Source organism: Bacillus sp. TH19, from assembly GCF_016651075.1.
Taxonomy (GTDB): Bacteria; Bacillota; Bacilli; order Bacillales; family Bacillaceae_G; genus Bacillus_A; species Bacillus_A mycoides.
In genome coordinates this window covers 767,892-790,733 of sequence record NZ_JAEKEO010000010.1, presented here as the reverse complement: position 1 = coordinate 790,733, position 22,842 = coordinate 767,892, and the positions used below count along the sequence as shown (strand labels likewise).

Annotated in this window: 14 protein-coding genes and 6 pseudogenes; all 20 read right to left on the bottom strand. The window is 34.5% G+C overall.

Annotated features, from left to right (window positions below):
* Window positions 1-61: 61 nt before the first annotated feature.
* Window positions 62-1,168, bottom strand: coding sequence for a metallophosphoesterase (locus JFU54_RS21740; RefSeq protein ID WP_201066353.1), 1,107 nt, complete (start codon window positions 1,166-1,168; stop codon window positions 62-64).
* Between the two features lie 1,067 nt (window positions 1,169-2,235).
* Window positions 2,236-3,084, bottom strand: coding sequence for a hypothetical protein (locus JFU54_RS21735; RefSeq protein ID WP_201066350.1), 849 nt, complete (start codon window positions 3,082-3,084; stop codon window positions 2,236-2,238).
* Between the two features lie 109 nt (window positions 3,085-3,193).
* Window positions 3,194-4,099, bottom strand: coding sequence for a hypothetical protein (locus tag JFU54_RS21730; protein WP_201067300.1), 906 nt, complete (start codon window positions 4,097-4,099; stop codon window positions 3,194-3,196).
* Window positions 4,073-4,252 (bottom strand): annotated as a pseudogene (locus tag JFU54_RS30400) (hypothetical protein); the annotation flags it as partial. The gene JFU54_RS21730 and the pseudogene JFU54_RS30400, both read right to left, overlap by 27 nt.
* 170 nt (window positions 4,253-4,422) lie before the next feature.
* Window positions 4,423-4,662 (bottom strand): protoheme IX farnesyltransferase, encoded by a 240-nt coding sequence (locus tag JFU54_RS21725; protein ID WP_201066348.1) that lies wholly within the window; start codon window positions 4,660-4,662, stop codon window positions 4,423-4,425.
* A 63-nt stretch (window positions 4,663-4,725) separates the two neighbouring features.
* Window positions 4,726-5,190, bottom strand: a pseudogene (locus JFU54_RS21720) (DUF6882 domain-containing protein).
* Window positions 5,191-5,284: 94 nt separating this feature from the next.
* The gene (locus JFU54_RS21715; RefSeq protein ID WP_207192694.1) at window positions 5,285-5,431 is read right to left on the bottom strand and encodes a hypothetical protein; all 147 of its coding nucleotides are present in this window, start codon (window positions 5,429-5,431) and stop codon (window positions 5,285-5,287) included.
* Between the two features lie 75 nt (window positions 5,432-5,506).
* On the bottom strand, window positions 5,507-5,794 hold the full coding sequence (locus tag JFU54_RS21710; protein ID WP_113936564.1) for a hypothetical protein: 288 nt from the start codon (window positions 5,792-5,794) through the stop codon (window positions 5,507-5,509).
* Window positions 5,795-5,945: 151 nt separating this feature from the next.
* Window positions 5,946-6,308 carry a hypothetical protein gene (locus JFU54_RS21705; RefSeq protein WP_201066345.1) on the bottom strand — a complete coding sequence of 121 codons (363 nt, stop codon included), beginning with the start codon at window positions 6,306-6,308 and terminating at the stop codon, window positions 5,946-5,948.
* A gap of 19 nt (window positions 6,309-6,327) precedes the next feature.
* Window positions 6,328-7,336 (bottom strand): annotated as a pseudogene (locus tag JFU54_RS21700) (RHS repeat domain-containing protein); the annotation flags it as partial.
* A gap of 359 nt (window positions 7,337-7,695) precedes the next feature.
* A complete protein-coding gene (locus JFU54_RS21690; protein ID WP_201066335.1) occupies window positions 7,696-8,229 on the bottom strand; it encodes a hypothetical protein in 534 nt (177 codons plus the stop codon).
* Window positions 8,230-9,299, bottom strand: a pseudogene (locus JFU54_RS30395) (RHS repeat domain-containing protein); the annotation flags it as partial. It lies immediately after the preceding gene.
* Window positions 9,300-9,887: 588 nt separating this feature from the next.
* Window positions 9,888-10,490, bottom strand: a pseudogene (locus tag JFU54_RS21675) (hypothetical protein).
* A gap of 89 nt (window positions 10,491-10,579) precedes the next feature.
* The gene (locus JFU54_RS21670; protein ID WP_201066334.1) at window positions 10,580-11,431 is read right to left on the bottom strand and encodes a leucine-rich repeat domain-containing protein; all 852 of its coding nucleotides are present in this window, start codon (window positions 11,429-11,431) and stop codon (window positions 10,580-10,582) included.
* Window positions 11,432-11,471: 40 nt separating this feature from the next.
* Window positions 11,472-11,993 (bottom strand): annotated as a pseudogene (locus JFU54_RS21665) (SMI1/KNR4 family protein).
* 320 nt (window positions 11,994-12,313) lie between these two features.
* Window positions 12,314-12,781, bottom strand: coding sequence for a hypothetical protein (locus tag JFU54_RS21660; protein WP_307838313.1), 468 nt, complete (start codon window positions 12,779-12,781; stop codon window positions 12,314-12,316).
* Between the two features lie 11 nt (window positions 12,782-12,792).
* On the bottom strand, window positions 12,793-19,506 hold the full coding sequence (locus JFU54_RS21655) for a DNRLRE domain-containing protein (RefSeq protein ID WP_242489443.1): 6,714 nt from the start codon (window positions 19,504-19,506) through the stop codon (window positions 12,793-12,795).
* Window positions 19,507-20,054: 548 nt separating this feature from the next.
* A complete protein-coding gene (locus JFU54_RS21650; protein ID WP_002125843.1) occupies window positions 20,055-21,128 on the bottom strand; it encodes a sulfate/molybdate ABC transporter ATP-binding protein in 1,074 nt (357 codons plus the stop codon).
* Window positions 21,129-21,140: 12 nt separating this feature from the next.
* On the bottom strand, window positions 21,141-21,998 hold the full coding sequence (gene cysW / locus JFU54_RS21645; RefSeq protein WP_201066330.1) for a sulfate ABC transporter permease subunit CysW: 858 nt from the start codon (window positions 21,996-21,998) through the stop codon (window positions 21,141-21,143).
* An 11-nt stretch (window positions 21,999-22,009) separates the two neighbouring features.
* Window positions 22,010-22,837 (bottom strand): sulfate ABC transporter permease subunit CysT, encoded by an 828-nt coding sequence (cysT, locus tag JFU54_RS21640; RefSeq protein ID WP_063217645.1) that lies wholly within the window; start codon window positions 22,835-22,837, stop codon window positions 22,010-22,012.
* Window positions 22,838-22,842: the final 5 nt, after the last annotated feature.

Here is a 22,842-nt window from a genome sequence, read left to right as displayed (position 1 = left end):
TCGAATATTTTGTACCTTTAAATTAAAAAATAGAGAGCACTCAGCTCTCTATTTCACAATCCTATTCAAATGTAACTTCAACCTGTACAATCTCAGATCTACTTCCCAGTCTAAGCGGTGGTCCCCAGAATCCAAATCCAGAAGAAACAATTGCGTGGAATGCACCTTTTTGTGCGTATCCCCAGTCTAGTTCGTACATTCTTCTCGTCACAATATGGTTCGGCGCCATTTGTCCGCGATGCGTGTGACCGGATAATAATAAATCAACACCGGCATCCGCTGCTTGTTTTAATTCAAATGGTTGGTGATCCATTGCGATAACAGGAAGCGATTTATCTACCGTACTCATTAGATTTTCAAAGCTTTGACGATCTCGCTCTGTTTTATCCCTTCTTCCAACGAGATAAAAATCATCTTCAATTGTAATGACTTCATCTAAAAGAATACGAATATCAATCTTATCCATCTCTTGTAAAAACTCAGGAACAGCTCGGCCGTAATATTCATGGTTTCCTAACACACCATATACGCCTAATGTAGCTTTCATCTGTTTCATGATTGGTCCCATATTTTTCTGAATGAACACACCTGGATGATCATCGATAATATCACCCGGCAGTAAAATAATATCGGGTTTCATTTCATTTACATGACGAACGAGTCTCTTTAAATGAGCAACTCCAGACAGTTTACCGAAGTGCATATCAGAAGCCATCGCAATGCGTAAACTTTTACGCCCTTCTACTTTTTTCGGTATATGTACATCATACTTTCTTACAACCGGGCTATACGCATTAAATACTCCGTATGCGAAGATAAAGAAAAATACGAGTAAAGTGACTGCCCCTGTCCAAATAATTGCCGTCTCTTTCTCCACTGAAAACTGTAATAATAAGACGGCAATATCGGCTAACGGCAATAACATAAGCGCGTATTGTATAACCGCAAACCAAATTGAACCGACCGTTCGCAGGAAAGGAAGGAATTTAAACACTTGTACGAGAATATACGCATATGAAATGAAGCCAACTACGAAAGCGTAATATCCCCAAGATTCCCAGCCGAACACCGCATGAAGCCAAACCCATCCGTTCCAGCCGATGTAAAACATGAGTAGTGTGTATACAATTAAAATAGTGAATATATTGAGATAACGAAAATTTTTCACTGCTAGCCTCCTTATTGATTTCTTCTATTATAACTTGTTATGTGCCTAGAACGTAAATAGTAAGCATTCCAAACGGACCGTAATAAGCTGCTTTATCTGCTACAGCACAAAGTTATTTTTACAGGTTTTCTTTATAGTAACCTGCTATTTATGATCCTCTTACATTAAATCGGACATTTTTTTGTAACTGATATATTAAAACCACCTTTTCTTAGAATTAGTTTTTTTCGGTCTATAATCCGTATATCCTTTTTTATACACCTTATAATATCCATCTACAAAAACCGCCGCGTCCGGAATCCATCCTATCCCTCCAACAGCTTTACTACCAGTGAATAGCGCTCCTTTGACCGCTGATTTCGCTGTATTTTCACTTAATTATAAGAACTACTTTTTATAAAATCCCACTGGCTATACCAACACACCTACATAGAAAAACAGTCTGCAAGAACGGTAAGTGGTGAGTAGTTTACTGACGAGAAGATTCATAGTCAAATATAATACATGATAGTATTACCAAAAATACTACACCACTATATTGTATAGCAAGGGGAATACCATTTAAAACAGACGCTAATATGTCTGTAAATGTAACAATAAAAAGTAGTGTAAGTATCGTTAACATAAGTGCGGCTGAAAATAAGAAACCTTGTTTGATACATTTAAAAATCCAGCCGATTCCAATACATATTAAAATTATACGTACTGGATACTTTAAAAGTATCGAAAATAAATTATCTACACTATTAAAATTCATCATCAAATTCACCAAGATCACTTTCTGGATTTTTTATTATTTTAACGCTAGTTTTTATATGTTTGTTTATGTCCTTTGTATACTGCCATAAGCATTTTCTATTAATCTAACGCCCACAAATGCTTTGAGGCCTAATTTTAACCTGCTTTTCTAGCAGCTTTATTCACATATTCCTTGTTATAGCCTGGCCCATTTTGCTGTTTATAATTATGTTTACCTGTAGAATACCAAAGATAAAACCCTGCGTATAAAGAGAGCCCTTTCTCTTAACATTGCAATTCTCTTTAAACGTTCGCTCACATTTATCCCCTCATGTATTAAGTAACTCAACATAATACAGCGTATCATCCGTCTGAAAATACATAACAGATCCGCGGCTATAATGAGTAACAAATTGAATCGGTTCTCCTAGTTCATTACGAAGATTCATATCATACACATGATTATTATTTAAATCATAAACAACCAACTTTTTATCTTGAGTAATGAATACTACTTTATCTTGAGCGACCGCAAAACTTTCCGACCATATTTCTCTAATTAAATTTATTTCATTCCATGACATATGAATTTTTTTATCTTTCATTTGAACTAAAGGAAATTCTGAATAATAATAGAGCCAAACGTCTCCATCTATAACGTTCATTGCATAACAATCATCTATAGGAGGTACATTAAACCTTTCTACATATTGATCATAATTATTAAAAATCAAGTGACCTGTAGAGTCAAAAGCAACTATCCCGTTTGCTCCAATCGAGGACTCTCCAAAAACTCCTTCATCACAATAACTAATCCATATATCTTCGTTCACATCAACCTGACAATCTTGAATCCCTTCTCCGGCATAAAACTTACAATGTTCACTTCCGTCCGCATTATAAATAACCGCATTATCCTCTTCATAATTAAATATAAGTAACCATTTCTCTCCGATTCGTTGCATACATAGCACGGATTCAACATCCATATCTATGTTTAAATTGAAATTACTTATATTTAAATTATTTTTATCCAAATAAATAATACAAGGTCGATTCTGATTGTCTTGTACTAGTAAAATTACATTTTGTTTGTAATCCAAACTCATTTTTTTAATTTGATAGGCTTCAACAATAGACTTAAAACTTATTAACTCTTTACATACAATATCTTTCATATATATCAAAAACCTCTCATTTATTCTAAACATAAAAAATAAGCGTCAAACTTCCTTAATCTTAATAAGTTTGACGCTTACCTTCAATTAGAATTTTATATCCTTCACCTTACTTACTCCAAGAAAATGTTAAATCCCATTGTTGTTTTCTATAATTTATTGGACTCATCTTTTCAAATCCTTGATCTTGAATATAAAAAACTATCTTCTGTGTATTTACTTTTGGATTGAATAAAAAATCTTTCAAATCGATATACTCTTCATTTATAAATACAGCTCCTTCTATAACAGAAAAAGTCTCCGCTATTTGGTCTACATCTATGTTTAAAATACATTTGTATAAACTATCATCGTCCTTTAATAATAAGTCTGCTTTTATAAAGACATCCATATTATCTATTTCAAATATACTCTTAACAGTTGATGGTCTGACCCAAGTTTCATCTTGATACTCAAAGCTTTCATTTTCTAAGTCCCATTCCCAAATTGATGAAAAAGAAAAATCTTCAAGACTTAGCTCCTCTATCGGTTTTCCATTAGTTGAACCCACCAGTGATCCTGCCTCTTTAACTATTTTAGGAATAAGATTACTAAAGTACATATTGATCTCATCTGTTACTGCTTCCTTAATAAGGGGATATAAATATAAAGTAGCCATCGTTCTTAAACCATTTCTCGCTCTTAATTCTAATTCCATTGCTATAGAAAAGGTCCTTATTGATAAATAACTAATTCGGATGTTTCCATTAAGGACCGTAAAAGTTTCTCCCTCTATATTAAATTCCCATTCTTGAAAATTAAACTCTTTATAGTAATGACTTTGTTCCTTATGAATAAAATCAGAATACTTATTTAAATATACATCCAAAAAATCATCTTCTACTAATGTCTTATATGTTGGACATATAATTTTAAACTGTAACTTTCGAGATTTAGAGTCCACAACAATAAAGTTATCCTGTATTATACAATGTACCCTAGGTATATAAAGTTGATTTCCTTCTATCTTTTCAATACGACGATTATTTTCATCATATTTATAAGTTGCGAATGCATTGCTTTCACTTTGTTTCGTAATCGCAATAATTTGGTCATTCTCACCCCATGTATACTTGTACTTCCCATCAGATGTACGATTTCCATTTGCATCATATGTGCATGATTTACTTGTTCCGTTTTGTAATGTCTCGTTTAAAATTTAATTCATTGAATCACTATCCAAAAAAAAGAAGAGCCACTTTCAGCTCTTCTTTCTTTTTAAATCCTTATATTATCATCAATAATTATTTTCTTCTTAACCTCTCAAGTACTTACACACTAAGTTATTATAAATTATAATCAAAAATAACTATATACATCATAAAAAATCGAATATAATATAGCTGCTCCTACACCAATCGAAAATATCTTAAACAAATAAAAACTGAAAGACAGTACGATTGGGAATGGTGTTAATAAAGAAAATAGCAGTGAGTTAACACGCTGCTTTTTAAAAATTTCTTTATCTATTATAATTCCAAAAATTATAATTCCACAGGCTATAAAAAAACACAGTACCATAAAAAAAATGTCTTCCATATATCTCTCCTACTTTATTATTATTTTTTAAAGGGCCTTATCCATATTTTTAGTAGGCTCTACTTACAATGCATCAGATAACATAACAGCCATAAACAAATCACTTCTCTCACCTGGTGCTATATACATTCCTGCTGCATCTAAATATTCAATAGAAAAGGCTGCTAGCTCATACGCCATTTCTTGATCGCATTCAAAAAGTGAATTTATAAAAACCTCACTTCCTGTAATCTTTTGTAAATCTTTCAAACAGTTAGACTTACTTCTTGCATAATCAGCCACATTCTCATTAGCCCAAGACCACATCCAACTGTTACTCTTTCCAGACCAAGAACCTATAAAAACAACACTAAATTCAAGTAACACTTGACCATTTTTTTAAAACTGTAATATACATTGATCTTGATCATACCAATACTCATCAAAGTTATAGATATTATAATCCGAAATGAATTTTTGCTGTTTACTTTCTAATTTGTCATAACACATAACAAGATAATTCTCGAATTGTTCATCCGTCATTGCCAATTATCACACGCTCCTTTACTGCAAGATTCCCAAGTAATATTGATTTGTTCAAAGGAAACTTTACCTTTTATAGGTTTTATATCCTTTGTATACTCTATATCCACCTATTATTGTAATAGGAATAAACTGCGCAAAATGACCACCCGGATTCACCGATAAGAACACCCCATGCATCATATTCATACGCTGCTACAACTTCTTTATTTTGATCTGTCATCGCAATGACATCACACTGTTCCATATATAAAGAAAGAAGAGTCCCTATCAACTCTCCTTCTTCTAATGAACACCCAACAGTATATCTTTAACCCATTAACTACTTTTTATCTCTCTTTATTTGGTTGTCCAGTACAGCATAAAACTTCTGTCTATTTTTCTCATTCCTTATTATTAGTTTAACTCTAATCGTGCTTTGTAAATATGAACGTACTTTGTAATTGGTAAAAAACAACTTCCTATATTTAGTATCATTATATATTTGCTGAAACCATTCATAATTTTGAAGACATTTTATATTTCTATCAATTTTTCTAGTGTTTAAACCTGAATCTAATCCACTAGATTCTAAAATCCCACTAATTAATCCTAATAAAAAACTAAACATTCATTAATCCTCCTTGAACATTTTACATACTTTTTCTAGCATCTGTAACATCCCTTGGATTACTTTGTAGTATGGTAACTTTTCATGTACTTCCTTCATACACACATTTAACAAATGAATCTTTCTAATCACTAATTTTTCTGATGATATATTAATAGCCTCTAAAAGCAAACTGAATATACATGTAAGTACCAACACCATAAATAACAACAGCAACTATAGTAATTAGCCAGTTTTCACGATTTTTTTGTACATACTTCGAGAATGACCAAATAAGAAGTAAAATAATTAATTGAATTACAATCACTTTTGAAATAGCAATTATAGTAGTTTCCGTAACAAATATTACCCATGTCCCGAATAGCATACGGATACAAAAAATAATCGCCCCAATACGTGTTTCAGTATATTGTTTATTTATATCTACAAAAAATATATCTTGCAACATAACAGTTAATGTTAATACAACTACTAAAGCCAAGATAGAAGCAAATTCTAAAATTTCTATAAGCACTTTTAGTCTCCCTTCATTTATCTGGATTATAGTATCTCGCAATCAAATCATACATGCCAATACCTTTATTATACATGTATCCCGCATATCCAAATAGATTGTCTGCTGCGATACCTTTTACTTCACTTTTTAATACGTTACCCCACGAATCATATTCATACGTTGCTACAACTTCTCTATTTTGATCTGTCATCGCAACGACATCACCACGAGGGTTGTAGTGATAGTATAGCGTTTGTCCTTTTGCTTTCATCGCTAGACGTGCGCCACTTGTTGAGTATACATATTGACGAAGTACATTTCCACTACCATCCTTCTCGTACAACGGATTAATACTGTCTCCATCATAGAAATAACGTGTTACTTGACCATTTACATTCTTTTCAATACGACGGTTATCATTATCATACTTATATGTTGCGAAGGCATTGCTTTCACCTTGTTTTGTGATAGCTACAATCTGATCATCTTCGTTCCATGTATACTTGTACTTTCCGTCGGATGTACGATTTTCATTCGCATCATACGTTAACGATTCATCTCCGAACTTAACAAGTTGATTCCCCTCATTAAATTGCGCTTCAATTGTTGTCGTTTTGGTAAGTCTCTTTGTTGTTACAGATGTACGGTTACCAAAACCATCATATGTGTATGTTTTTGTCCCCCTCGCTAACGGGAACATTTCTTTCGTCAGCTGATTAATCGCATCATACTCATATTTTGTCTGTGTTACTGCTCCATTTTTTTGGAGACTCATGTTTGATTACATTACGGTTGCCCGCTTGATCATATTCATAGCGTTCAGAGAAAATAGTCTGACTTGATGTACCAATAACTAAATCTTTAATTTTGTTCGCCTGATCATAGTTGAAGGTAGAACCTGAACCATTTCCTGCTGTATACGTACGAACATTTCCTTGATCGTCATAATCAAATCGATACGTTTGCGAGCCATCTGTCACACGAATATTTTGATCTAACGTATTGTAGTCATACGATACTTTATTTGTGTATCCACCTTGCGTTACGATGAGGTACCTTCATCTTGAAGATTATTCAAAATAGATATGGACTACGAATGTTGAATCACTCAAGAATTCTACCTGTTAATCCTTAAAGGTTAGGATTGGAGACTTCAGTTGTGGGGATCTCCAATTTATTGGTATTATTCGCTGTTACCCTGTTACTAAACTATAAAGAAGGAAGAGCTCATATAAGCTCTTCCTTCTAAAAACCATTTCTCCAAATAGCTTTAATCTGTTCCTACCCCTTCGACACATTTGGGTAATCACTTGATATATGATAAAATCGACATTTCTCTTTTATTGTTTTTTCTAACTGTAAGTACCCTTCTTCATTCTTGTCCAAAGTTCAGAGGATTTGATGGTCACATATCATCATTAAGTATGTTCCATGCACTTGAAAAGACGAATCTACGTTCCAACTCACTATCACTTTTTTTTGCTAATATACCAACTTCATAATCTCTGTCACTAAAAATAACCCACTCCATCGAAGGCGGGAACCAAACAATCTTCGAAGAATTATCACACATAGAATCTGCAGGACTATCTATCGGATATAAATTAAGTATATCCAGATACTGATCTCCACTCAAATTACAAGGGATTTTGATCCAATTATAATATCCAAACTCTTTATAATAGTATGTTTCAGGATCAGGGTCTAAGACTCCTACTATTACAAATAAATCATTTGTTAGTCGCGCAAGCTCTCTCAATTCTTCCCATCCCACATCATGTATTAAAAAATCAGAATCTACCCATCTATATTGATTATATCCCTTTTTAAACACTTGAGATGGCAATTCAGCGTTCACATTCAACACACTATTTAACTTTTTTTTCCAAAACGTAAATTCTGCAGGATTTTTTAAAAAGATTTTTTCAAGATTCAACATTTACTTTTTTCCTTTCGGGAATCTTATTTTTACCGTCGCCTTTTTCTTGCCCCTAGGAGTAAAGTCTGCCGTAGGTTCACCTTTGGATTTCGATGTTTTTCTTAGACTATATTTAGAACCGTTTTTTAGATATATAGACACAGTCCCATCTTTAGATTTTTTCTTGTCCCAACCATTTTTCACCAAGTTCCTTCCAAATTGTCGCTGATCAATATTAATAGACCTATTTTTAACAATGCTAGTAGGGCTTGTTACATCTTTGTAAAGAGTAGTTTTATTACTTAAAGACCCTTTATAAGTTTTCACAGTTTTCGCAGCTTTTGAAAACTGCTTGAATTTTTTATAGGATTGATATCCTTTATATACACGATATCCATATATTCCAGCAACTATTAATGGATGATGCCCATCCGCATCTATTTTCATGACCGGATTATTATGAGCATACGTGTAAGCATTTTGAGTAACCGGATCATCTTCATCACCTGGATCAGGATCCACCGATAAGAACACCGCATGATCTGGATTATAGTAACGGGCAATCAAATAATACGTGCCAATTTCTTTATCATACATGTATCCCGCATATCCAAATGGATTATCTGCTGCGATACCTTTCGTATCACTCTTTAATACGTTACCCCACGAATCATATTCATACTTGCGACAACTTCTCTATTTTGATCTGTCATCGCGACTACGTCACCACGAGGATTATAGTGGTAGTATAATGTTTGTCCTTGTGATTTCATTGCTAGTCGTACGCCACTTGTTGAGTATACATATTGACGAAGTACAGTTCCACTTCCATCTGTTTCATACAATGGATTGATACTGTCTCCATCATAGAAGTAACGTGTTACGGTTCCACTTATATTCTTTTCAATACGACGATTATCCTCGTCATACTTATAAGTTGCAAATGCATTGCTTTCACCTTGTTTTGTAATCGCTACAATCTGGTCATCTTCATTCCATGCATACTTATACTTTCCATCAGATGTACGGTTGCCATTCGCATCATACGTTAACGATTCGTTTCCGAATTTCACAAGCTGATTTCCTTCATTTTGTCCGAAAAAATATGTTTCATTTGGTAAAGGGATAGAAAATACATCCCCAACTTTCCATTTTTGCTTTTTAGGTCGTTTCCAAGATCCAATGAACTGTTCATACTCTCTTTTATTCTCAAATGTAAATTCTTCGTCTATAAGTTCATTCACTAAAATCGCAACTTGTAACAACGTCTTCCCATTGCTTGAATATATTTTTACACAATCGCTCTCTGAATCAAAACGAACCTTTCCTTTTATCCCAGCTTCTTTAACTTGATTTCTTACAAAAACCATTGCATCATAATTTGTCTCTAAATTTAAAAGCCCTGCTAAATCTTCAAAAATGATATATTCCTTCGAACTAAAATCCGGTATAAACATACGGATTTTCCCTATCTATAATGTATAATTTAATTCATTAAATTATACTGATTCCATTTATTCTCTCCTATAACACACTAACTGTTTTTCATTGAAATCATTTTTTTCTAATAATAAAACCCTCTCATTGATTCTACACATAAAGGTTGTAAAAAAATGCACCCAAAAATTTAGGTTCATTTTCATTCTCAATGTAGAAACTTCATGTTTTGCGGCTTTATTCTAATCCATAACACGTTCTTCCGCATAACAAACAAATACTTGCTTTTCCGAACGTAAAGACACTATATAATACTCATCTTCAAAATGCCCTACTATATAACCCATTTCCCCCGCCAGTTCAATTGTTTCTTTATTAAAATATACTCTTGTCCGATCAAATTTCATATGCTTTATGATACGCTCTAACTCATTTTCGTTTACTTCTTTTTCAGAGAAAAGGAACATGAGACTCCCATTCATACATACAGGAGAAATCACATCAAAAATATCAGTTGCAGGATCATAATGATTGATTAAAATTGTGCTCTTTACCGTGGATTTTTTCCAGTTTAGCTCTTTTAATTCTTTTTCCCAAATCTAATTTTGCACCTTTGTTAATTCTTCTTGAATCCCTTCACAATTCACTAAAATATATAAATGAAATCTCGATATCATTGTTTCCATAAATCGTTCCATGCTTGTATCAACATCAACTATATATCTATTAACCGATGATAATAAATTTAAAATTTTATCATTTTCAAAGTTATCATTTTCATCTAGCACAAGAAAATATTCATTTTTTTCAGTTGCAGGCTTGTGCATTTCAATATATATATTCATATTTTCTCCTTGAAAGTAATTAAACACTCTTTTTATTTATTCAGTACTTGCCCATCTTCATCTTTTGGAAACCTCATTATAATGCCCTCTTATATATCATTAAAATCCTTATTTTTATGAGAGTAATGCTTCTTGTCTGTAAAACTAACAAATTCTATCCCCTCACAGAAACTAACATCACCATCTACAACATCACTTCCCCAAAAAGAAAAACGTTTTAAATGATCTAATGTTTGTATACAACTTATTGTCGGTATATCCCCACAATTGAAAAGGTGCAAAACCTCTAAAGACTCTAAGCATTGAATAACAGAAAAGTCTTCAATATTTTTGCATGCTTCCATTTCTAAATTAAGTAATATTCTACTCCCATACTTTAAATGCTCTATCGTTTTTAATGTGCGTAAATAATTTAATTGTAACGACTGCAATTTCTTAAAATTTTCAATACCATTAATTGAGTCTATTCTAGATTGTGTAATCCTTATATCTTCTAAATTTCGTAAATGTTTCAATTCATTCAAATCTCTATTTTTAGGAATGTATTTCCATAAAGAAAGTGATTTTAAATTCGTTAGTTCCTCTAAGCCTGTCACTTTTTTATCACAGTACATCGCCAAGCTCTCTAAGTTTGTTAATTTATTTAACTCTAATTTAAAATTAGAGTCCATTACTGCTATATCTTGAAGTTTATTCAAATTGTATACACTAGATACATCTTTTAAAAACATGCTGTCTAACATTAAATGTGTAATATTTTTACACTCATTTAAAAAGTTGATATCTTCTAATTCATAGTACATATCACATATTTGCACTCCAGAAATGTTAAATGTATTTATATATTCTATACACTCTCCTAATGCTTTTTGAGATACTAATACCGTTTCCCCATGTACATCTTCTCTTACGTAAAAACCATTTTTATTTTTTAAGTTCATAAACTACTCCTCAATCATCATTCCTAATCATTCGTTACATTTACTTATAATCCATTCGCGCCGCTTCTTCTAATAATAGATCCAACCATTCATCCATGGTTCCTAAATCTCTTAAAACTTTCTTATTTCTTAAATGTAATTCTAATACTCTATTCTCTTCGCTAATAGCATATATTGTGCCCAAATCCATTGAATCTGCAAAGACAAAATATGACTCAGGAATTTTTTTAAAAGCATATAGTTGTTGAAAGTTATACAAATCAAACGGTTGAAAATATTCTTCCTCATCAGAAAGACCACCAATTTTCGGCTGCCCTGCTATACGAACTAAATTCGCCAAAAAACTTCCGTTCATAAGAGATAGTAGATATTTATATGGTTCTGGAAATACAATTTCCATCTCATCTTCAAATACTTGAATCTCTTCTTTACTAAGCGGCGGATTCACCACATTCATCTAATTAACTTTATCTATTTTTCCAAATACTCTAGTTCCAGTTCTTACATTTTTTGTATCTTTCCCATATACGGGTTCCAATTTTTTTATAATAGTATTTTGCATACTTCAAACTCCTTTTATCTATTCTCCTTCAAAACGATAAACCTTTATGCCCATAGGCAAACTAGTGACTCACCTACTTTCCACCATGAAGACTTAAATGTTCTTTACGTGTTACAAACCTGATATTATTAGGATTTCCAGCATGTTTAGGATATGCTTTAACACTTTTAATATGTTTACTGTCTTTGAGGTACTAAGGTATTTAAAATAAAAAATGCAGCCCAAAATTAAACTACCTGTTTAAATTTTGAGCTGCACCGAATCTACAAATTATATTTAATTTATAAAATTATCTCATGAAAAAGCTGTATTAATTTTTATTATCTTTCTCCTGCATGTACAAATTCGCCATACAAAGTTATTTCTCGATTTTCATAATAAAGATCAATAATCTCAGCAGGAGAAAATACATATTTTTCAATACATTCTTCCAATTTAAATATAGTAGCATCTATCGCCTCATGATAAAAACTTAAAAATACTATACCATCCTTATAAAATAAACTATCTTCAACAACATTTGATAATTCAAATTCTGATATATTAGTAAAGTTAATCTTTACTTTTTTCACATGACATGTTCCTTTGAAATTTACTGATTCATCCAAAATTATTTCTATCCCTTTTTGGATTGGACTGCTTTTTAAAGCATGTAATATATTTCGAGCCCCCTCTATATCAAATTTTAATACCAAATCAGATATTTCACCCACTAAGCTTAATTCTAGCTCTTCATCATCGAATAATTCAATATACTCTTGTAAGTTTTCTTTTGTATATGTTTGCACTTCTAATATTATCATTTCTTTTTCCCTTTCTTTGAACTATATCTAACATGTACATTTTTCTTAACAACTCCATTTTTCTTTAAAAATTCAAAATGTACATGAGGAAAACCATGTTGACCTGTTATATCATTTTTCTTTGCCCTAAACTGTCTAGTACCATCTGCACTTCTCCATTTTCCAGCACTTATTTTCACATGATTATTACCTAAGAATTTCCGTTTTTGCTGATTAATATTACTTGGAGTGATAGCTCTTCTTTTTTCAAAAATCTGTTTAGTATATCCTCTTACGGCACGATCATTTACAAAACCAACAGCTTTTTTAGCAATTTTTCCTTTTCCACCGCCAACAAATCCCATTGCACCAGCTAATAAAATTTCTTTTCGACTTTTTCCAGACTTATAAGCCTGATAAGCACTGTATCCTCCTATAGCTGCATTAATAAGTAACCAGGGTGCATGTCCATCCGGATCAACTTTCATCACAGGATTATTATCCGCATACGTATAACCATTTTGTGTAACAGGATCATCTTCATCACCTGGATCAGGATCCACCGATAAGAACACACCATGCTCCGGATTATAGTATCTCGCAATCAAGTAATACATACCAATTTCCTTATCATACATGTATCCCGCATATCCAAACGGATTCTCTGCTGCTATACCTTTTGTATCACTCTTTAATACGTTACCCCATGAATCGTATTCATACGTTGCTACAACTTCTCTATTTTGATCTGTCATCGCAACTACATCACCACGTGGGTTGTAGTGATAGTATAACGTTTGCCCTTTTGATTTCATTGCCAAACGTGCGCCATCCATAGAGTATACATATTGACGAAGTACAGTTCCACTACCATCCGTCTCATATAACGGATTAATGCTATCTCCATCATAGAAGTAGCGTGTTACTTGACCATTTACACTCTTTTCAATACGACGACTATCATTATCATATTTATAAGTCGCAAATGCATCGCCCTCACCTTGTTTTGTAATCGCTACAATCTGGTCATCTTCATTCCATGTATACTTGTACTTTCCGTCTGATGTACGGTTTCCATTCGCATCATACGTTAACGATTCGTTTCCGAATTTTACAAGCTGATTTCCGTCATTGAACGTTGCCGCTATAGATTTTGTTTCTTTTCCATTCTCTACAACTTTCACACTCGTACGGTTTCCAAATCCGTCATATGTGTAAGATTTACTTGTTCCGTTTGGTAATGCCTCGTTTAATAGTTGGTTAATTGGGTCATATGCAAAGTTTGTTTCTGTTACTTTTCCGCCCGTACCTTCATGTTTAATCTTCGTACGGTTACCCGCTTGGTCATATTCATATCGCTCAGAAAGAAGAATACTGTTTGATGTACCTACTACTAAATCTTTAATTTTATTCGCATGGTCATAGTTAAAGGTAGAACCAGAACCATTTCCGGCTGTATACGTACGAACATTTCCTTGATCATCATAATCAAATCGATATGTTTGAGATCCATCTGTCACACGAATATTTTGATCTAACGTGTTGTAGTCATACGATACTTTATTTGTGTATCCACCTTGCGTAATCGTTTGTTCTTTTAACTTTTCTGTCTTACTGTTTGCTTTATCATGATAGGTCCATTCAATTTTTCCACCTCGGCTATCCGTTGCGCTTGTAACACGGTCAGCCTTATCGTATGTCTTAGTACGTTCTACTCCGTTGACATGGTCTTTTACTTTCGTGACTTGTCCATTTTGATCAAGTTCAAATGTAAATGAATCTTTTCCATTGCGCTTTTCACCAACGACGCGATCCGCTGTATCATATACAGATTCTAAAATTGAACCATTTGGCATTTTTGTTTTAATCTTGTTTGCATTTTCATCATACGTATGTTCAATACGACGGTTCAACGCATCGATATACACTGTATTTTTATTATCTACATCATATTCATATTTGTGTGTTTGCGTTTTCCCACCAAACATGACAGATTTCTCTGTTGTATTTCCATTATGATTATACAGATAATTAACAGAGGTACCATTCTTTAATGTAACCTTCGTTAGTAGATTATCTTTGTTGTAATCATATAATTTTGTATTTCCTTTTTCATCTGTCTCGCTCTTTTTATTTCCTGATGCATCATATGTGAAGGTGTTTTTCTGTCCTTCTTCATCATACGTGGCAACAACACTTCCATCGTTGTCGTACTCATTTTTAATAAGAGCATTTCCTTCTAGTAAACGTATATCATCAAACCAAACTTTCCCTTTGTTTTCTCTTCTAAATAAAAGATAAACTTCCATACGTTTAATTGGTTTAGTGGCAGGGATTACAAATGCACTACGATTCCAATCATTTGTCCCACTTGGGAATTTAGCTTGGAAATTTTCCCCACTTCCATCTTGATAATACACATCCGCCCAAATAGAGTAATCTCGAGAGAGTTTATCTGGTGCAGTATTTTCTACATTTTCAGATTTAGACATTCCTGTTAGCGTGATTGGTTCTGCTTTTTTCTGATTTATAGTGATATGCTTGCCATATCCTACATCTGAACCTCCATATTGGCTACGTTCTAATACAATAGACGAATTTCCTGTAAAGCTTTCGTTATGAGAAATATCTTTTGCATCACAACTTGTTCCATCTCCCCGAATCCAACCTGGCATACAGCCATTTCCCGCTATATTTTCTAAACTACTATTTTCAATTGGATTAAAGCTGGAAGACACTTCTCCTCTTTCCAATTGAATCTTATCAAACCATGCTGAACCACTTGAATCCGCTCGATTATAATCAACTTGTAGATATATTCTAACTTTTTTTGTTTGATCTGTTGTCTTAAAGGTTACTTGGCGATTCGTCCAATCTTTCTCGCCCTCTATCCTATTATGACGTGTATCAAACCAGTTATTTCCACTTCCAAGAGGAGTTCCATCTTCTTTTAATAACTGAACATTAAAAAATGCACCAGCGTGAGTTAATGATGTTTTCATCATCCCACTTAATGTGTATGTTGTATTTGGTTCTACTACCACATCTTGAATCGCACTATGGTATCCCCAACCAGCATTTTGCGCCTTTACTATCATTTGTAAAGATGAAGATCCACCCAATCCACCTGGCGCGAATATTTCATCTTTTTTCAATGATCCATGACTATTAGTCTTCTCTTCATTCCATCTCTCAGTGTTATTCATTTCAAAGCTTGGATTTTGAATCAAATTTTCGCCTGTCCCCAGCTCTTTACTTGTTTCAATTGGATTTCCATATTTATCATAATGTGTAACAGAAGAAGTATGTGCGGATTGATCTGTTTCAGATACTTCTGTATTTGCTGCTTTATAAGCAACAGTCGTTTCACGATTTTCGTTATCTGTCGCCTTTATAATCCCATTGTCTTTATTGTACTCAAACTTTTCTGTCCCCATTTCATCGGTAACAGACGTAACATTCCCATTACCGTCATAGGTCGCAGTTTCTGTTTGATTTTTAGGAGTCGTAGTTTTCACTAAATTATTTGCATTATATTCATACGCCGTTGTTAAATTCAGACGCCCAGAATCTTCGACTGTTTTCACTGGATTTCCAGCATCGTTATACGTATAAACAGTCTTACGCCCTTTTGGATTCGTTAACGTAACTTCTTTCGCATCCGTATTATATGATAATGTTGTAGCTTTTCCTAATGGATCCGTCACTTTTACTAATCTATTATTTTCGTATGCATACGATGTTTTATATGGTTTTGCATCTGTATGTTGCGGATCATAAATAGATGTTAGTAATCCATTATCATATCCGTATTTATATACTTTTCCTTCTGGTGTTGTAGAAGAAACTAGTAAATCACCATCATACTTAAATGTAATCGTCTTGTTATCTGGACCGATTACTCTTGCTGCTTTTTTATTATTTCCATCATATTGTACTAATAACTCTTTACCAGAAGCGTTCTTTACTTTTGATAAACGGGATTCACCATCATACTCATATGTCGTCGTGTTTCCATATTTATCTTTTGTATACTCAATACGCCCCTGTGCATCGCCAGATTTATAGAAAGTAACAGTTTGGTCTTTATCTTTTATTTCATACCCACCTGATACTTGCTTAATTTCTAAATATATACCAGTAGGAGCTTGATACGTATTATCTCCCGTTCTAGTAAAGGTAATATTCGCACCGTCGGCAGAAATTAAAAGTAAGTTTCCATTTCCGTCGGCCCAAATTCTTTCTTCTAATCCACTAGACCAACCCGTACCAAATAAACCTATCTTTTTACTTTGGCTATTATAAGTTCTTTCTACTGATACATCCGGTCCGCGCCCTGATAACGTAATATCTTTCTCACTCATGATAAAGTTACCATTTGTAGCATTTACTTTACCATTTAACACCGGAACTGATGCCCAGTAATCAAACATCCCCATGAATCCAAAGTCTTGGGAGAATTTAGGTACAAATTCATGCGAAATTTCACTTTCAGCATGCCCTACTTTACTATACGCTGTTACACGGAACCAGTAGTTTTTCGAACCTGCATAGATTCCACCAGAATTCTTATACACAGGTGATGGATCAACTGCTAATTCTGCACCTTTTTTATCGTGATGAAGTAAATATTGGCCTTTCGTTATTTCATCTTTCGTTGGCCAAATCTTCTCATTTTGCGTTGTCCAATTTGTTTTATTTCCCACATCGAACGCTTCGTAATCTTTTCCGTTATAAATCCAAACTTTATAACCTGTTGCTGCTGGAACTGAGTCCCACTTCAGCGTTACATAACCAGTTTGCTGATCTGTCGCATTAATATATGCAGAGCCATCTGGCTTTTTCACTTGTTCTAGTGGAATAAATGGAACTACTCCATCAGAAAGCGGACTATCACCAAATGGATACTCTGCCACAATACGAATCCAGTAGCTACTTCTTCCGCTATAATCCCCGTATGGACCTCCTGCTTGATAAGCATTTATATATATTTGTCCTGGGTCAGTAGGTGCTTCTGCACCTTGTCCGTCATCATGTATCCAGTAACGCCCTTGTGCAATTTCTTCTGGCGTTGGGAATATTTTTTTATCCTTCGTTGTCCAACTTGTCACATTACCAACTGAAATATATTCATAGTCATATCCATTAAAAATAGCTACTTTATACTCTGTTGCTCCTGGAACTGGATCCCATTGTACATTAAAGTGACCTGAACTACTTCCACTCCCATTCGAGTAAGCTTGTACTCTCGGTGTATTCGGTTTTGCATACGAATACTTAACTTCTAAGTACGGTGCATTTTCTCCGTTTTCAGCTGCAATAAACTTTTTCCAATGATTCTGACCATTTCCATTTGCATGTAGCTTAAAACCGTTGTTTGGTCTCGCACCTTCTACCCATGCTTTCACTGTATTCGTTACATTGAACTGAGCCCATTTTCCGCGGCCTACATCAGCGTGTGCAATGTTGTTAGAACCTGGTTTATTATTCCAGTTAATACCTCCGACATTCCATCCACCTGTAACTTCATCTAACCAAACACCATTTGGTTGATTTCCATAATAATGCCAAACTGCATAGGCATGGAATGTTGCACTTTCAATCTTTGCACCTTTTAAATTTGAAACGTCTGGTTTAATGAATGAAAAGTTTGTCCCAGAGGCCCCGTCATAATAACCTACTTTTAATGTATAAGCATTTTGACCAGCATCCCAAAGCTTTCCTCCTGAATAATTGACAGTTGGATACGCGCTTGAAGCATAAGCATTTTCAAAGTTATCCAGTTCAATTGAAGGGTCTACATATACCGGATATTTTCGTTCCGGCGCTTGTAACCACTTTGGATCCGCTGTAACAGTTAACGTATATGTTTTTTCATCTGTCTTCTCAATATTGTAACGAACCGCATCTGACGTTACAGCCTCACCTGATTGTTGATCTACATTTGAATCGTTCATATACGGTTTCGGTAATGTGAAGACTTTTTCTTTTTTCTCATTTTGGAAGTCGATTGAACCATCTTCCTGTATATTCGGTGTTAAATCTGTTTCTAATGCAAACGTAAAAATATGATGTCCTGTATACTCACGCAAAACAAAGTCTTCTTTTACATTTTCATTAAACGTCGTACTCTTTAAATCAATATTCGGGAAGATCCCTTTATACCAGACTGTATTATTTTCATGTGTTGCAGTAACTGGTGACGGCTTCACTTCACCTTTTTCACCATTTGCACTCATTAATTTGTACTGAATATTATGATCTTTTACTTTAAATTGAACGTACTTTCCATCTTGTGCTGTTTTCTCGAACACTGGTTCTAACTTTGTATTTTCCGTTACAATTTTTTCATTTGGTTCTGCTACTAATTTGGGTGAAACTTCTTCTAACTTTCCATCTTTCTCAACATGAATTGGTTCCGTATATACCTTTTTCGTATATGTACCATCATTATTATCGAAGACTTTTTCTGTTTCCGTTCTTTCTTCTACAATCTCAGTTGGATTTGCTTGTGCTTTAGCCTTATCCTTCTTTAACTGATCTGGATGTGGAGCTGGTAACTCCTTTTCCTCTTTCTTTTCCACTTCTGGACTTTGTTCTGAATTCGGAGATGGTGTAAACGGTGGTGCTGTTTCCGCCAATCCATTCAGTGGTATAGAGGTAACAATTAATGCAACTACCATAAGTTGGATTAAATACCTATACCAATTCTTTTGTTTCTTTTCTTTCATAAACTCACCTCGCTGAAATATTTTTAACATATATAATGTTACATATCACAATTTAAACAAAGGAAAGAGTAAAGTAAATATAGTTTTAAAGTTTTGAAGATTTTGTGCACAAAATCCGACAATTTAACAAAAATTTTATAAATGTCATTACAGATAACTGTTTTTGTTATATATTTAAAGATTAACAATAATCTTATCTATTATTGTTCGCTAGCGACATGATATGAACATCATTCAACTAACCTTTTATTTTCACTTTCGATTTTGTTCTAACATTCAATGAATCTAGTACACTGATCTTCATATTCCTGGGGTAAATATGGTTCCCTAACTGTAATACCATTATTTATAGCGGGTAATTAGAATATCTTCCTTACTATTCATACCAAATAACTGTTTGAACACGCTCCCCCTCTTCTTATGATATCTATAGTTTTTCCCCACTACATTTCGCATACGAAAAACTATCACTACAAACAAAGAGGAAGCCTCCCAAAATATATTTTAGGAGGCTTCCTCTTATTAATAGATTGCTGATTTTAACTCTCTTAAATCACAAAATCCTCCGGAATAAACACTTTCACTTCTCTCGGATGTACGTATACAAACTCACCTGTTTGAATGCCTAACTGTCTAAACTGTTCTTTACTAATTTCTGCTTCTAAATACTCATCTGTTCCGTCGCGCTTCAATTCTACATATACGACAGGGCCAACTGCATGTGAGTATGTTACTTTCGCCGGGATGGCATCTATACTTTGTTTCGTACGATCGATTGATAAGTGATGTGGTCTTACGTATCCCACTCCGTCTACGTTTGAAACGTGCTTATGCTCTGGTGCTTCTAGCTCCACTGATCCTACATTTAGCTTACCTTTATGAACGCGGCCGTGAAATAAATTCACGTTTCCTAAAAAGTCATATACGAACGGACTTGCTGGTTTTTCATATACTTCTTCCGGCGTTCCCATTTGTTCAATGCGTCCTTCATTCATTACAACGATGCGGTCCGCAACGTCTAGCGCTTCTTCTTGATCATGCGTTACGAATACGCTCGTAATTTGAAATTCGTCATGTAGTTTCCGGAGCCATCTTCGCAATTCTTTCCGTACTTTTGCATCAAGTGCACCAAACGGTTCATCTAGCAATAAAATTTTCGGTTCGACTGCAAGTGCCCGGGCTAGTGCGATACGTTGGCGTTGTCCGCCAGATAATTGCGCTGGATAACGTTTTGCGAAACCATCCATTTTTACTAGTTTCAATAGTTCTGTTACTTTTTCTTTTATTACTTCAGCTGAAGGTCGTAAGTTTTTCTTTCTTACTTTTAAACCGAAAGCGACATTTTCAAATACATTCATATGTTTAAAAAGTGCATAGTGCTGGAAGACGAAACCGACTTGCCTGTTTTTTACGTGAATATCAGTTAAATCTTCTCCATCAAATGAAATGGAGCCTCCATCTGCTTCTTCTAGTCCTGCAATAATTCGTAATAACGTCGTCTTCCCAGAACCTGATGGGCCTAATAAAGCGACCAGTTCACCTTTTGGAATATCCAAATGAATGTCTGTCAGCGCTTGAAATGTACCATATTGTTTTGATACATTTTGAATTTGAATACTCACCGCACTCACTCCTTATTTTCGTTTTTCCATTCTCCATTCAATCCAGTTTTTTATAACGAGCGTAAAAACTGCGATGAGTGACATTAAAGTCGCCACAGCGAACGCTGCTGAAAATTGATATTCATTGTACAAAATTTCAATATGAAGCGGCATCGTATTTGTAACGCCGCGCACGTGACCAGACACAACGGAAACCGCTCCGAATTCACCAATGGCCCGGGCATTACATAAAATCATGCCGTATAAAAGGCCCCATTTTATATTCGGCAATGTGACGCGCCAAAACATTTTCCAGCCGCTTGCGCCAAGTGATAGAGCCGCTTCTTCTTCACTCTTTCCTTGCGCCTGCATAACTGGGATTAATTCACGCGCAACAAACGGAAACGTAACAAATATCGTCGCAATGATAATGCCAGGGACAGAGAAGATGAGCTTTATCCCGTGTTCCATTAACCATCCGCCAAGATTCGCACGAGGTGTGAAAAGTAAAACGAATACTAATCCTGCAATGACTGGTGATACAGCAAACGGCAGTTCAATAAGAGATAATAATAGTTGCTTTCCTTTAAACTGAAACTTCGTAATAAGCCAAGCCGCAGCTATTCCGAATATCGTATTCAGCGGCACAACGATTAAAGCAACGAGAAGTGTTAACCTAATTGCCAAAAATGCTTCTTGATCTGTTACTGCGGCAATATATACATCAATTCCTCGTTCGAACGCTTTCATAAAAATTGTCACGAGCGGCAGTAATAGAAAGAGAGATAAAAATAAAACTGTTATCGTAATGAATAGAATGGGTACAAACTTAGATTCTTTTTTAACTGATACGCTTTTTACTATTTTCTTTTCTAATAATGTTGGTTCCATTTTCTCCCCTCCTATTCGCTTTTCAGTTCATGCCTTCTGCTCCAAGTTTGAATCATATTAATAAGTAGTAGGAAAAGGAGAGAAATAATAAGCATCACAGCCGCTACAGCTGTTGCTCCTGCATAATCATATTGTTCTAGTTTCGTCATAATCATAAGCGGTGCGATTTCTGTTTTCATCGGCATATTACCTGCAATGAACACGACAGATCCATATTCCCCTAACGCCCGCGCAAAGGCGAGTGAAAAACCAGCAAGTAGAGCCGGGAATATTTCTGGCAAAATGATTTTCACAAATATTTGGAAGCGTGACGCCCCTAAACTAGAAGCTGCTTCTTCTACTTCTTTATCAATACTTTGCAGCACTGGTTGCACCATTCGAACGACAAATGGTAAGCCAATAAACGTAAGTGCAACAATAATGCCGAGCTGGGTAAAAGCTACTTTTATATGAAACACACTAAATATTTTTCCAATAAAGCCATTTTCCGCATAAAGCGTCGTAAGTGTAATACCAGCTACAGCAGTCGGAAGAGCGAATGGTAAATCGATTAGTCCGTCTAATAACCGCTTCCCTGGAAATGTGTAGCGAACGAGTACCCAAGCAATTAATAAACCAAAAATGGCATTTACGATTGCCGCTGCAAGTGAAGTTGTGAAACTTACTTGATACGAATGCAGCACGCGCTCACTCGTTATAACCCCAGCAAACTTCTTCCAACCTAGCTGCGATGTTTGAATAAATACGATAGAAAGTGGTATAAGCACGAATAAACTCATATATAGCATTGTAAATCCAAGAGATAATCCAAACCCTGGTAAGACACGCTTCTTCCTCATATAAC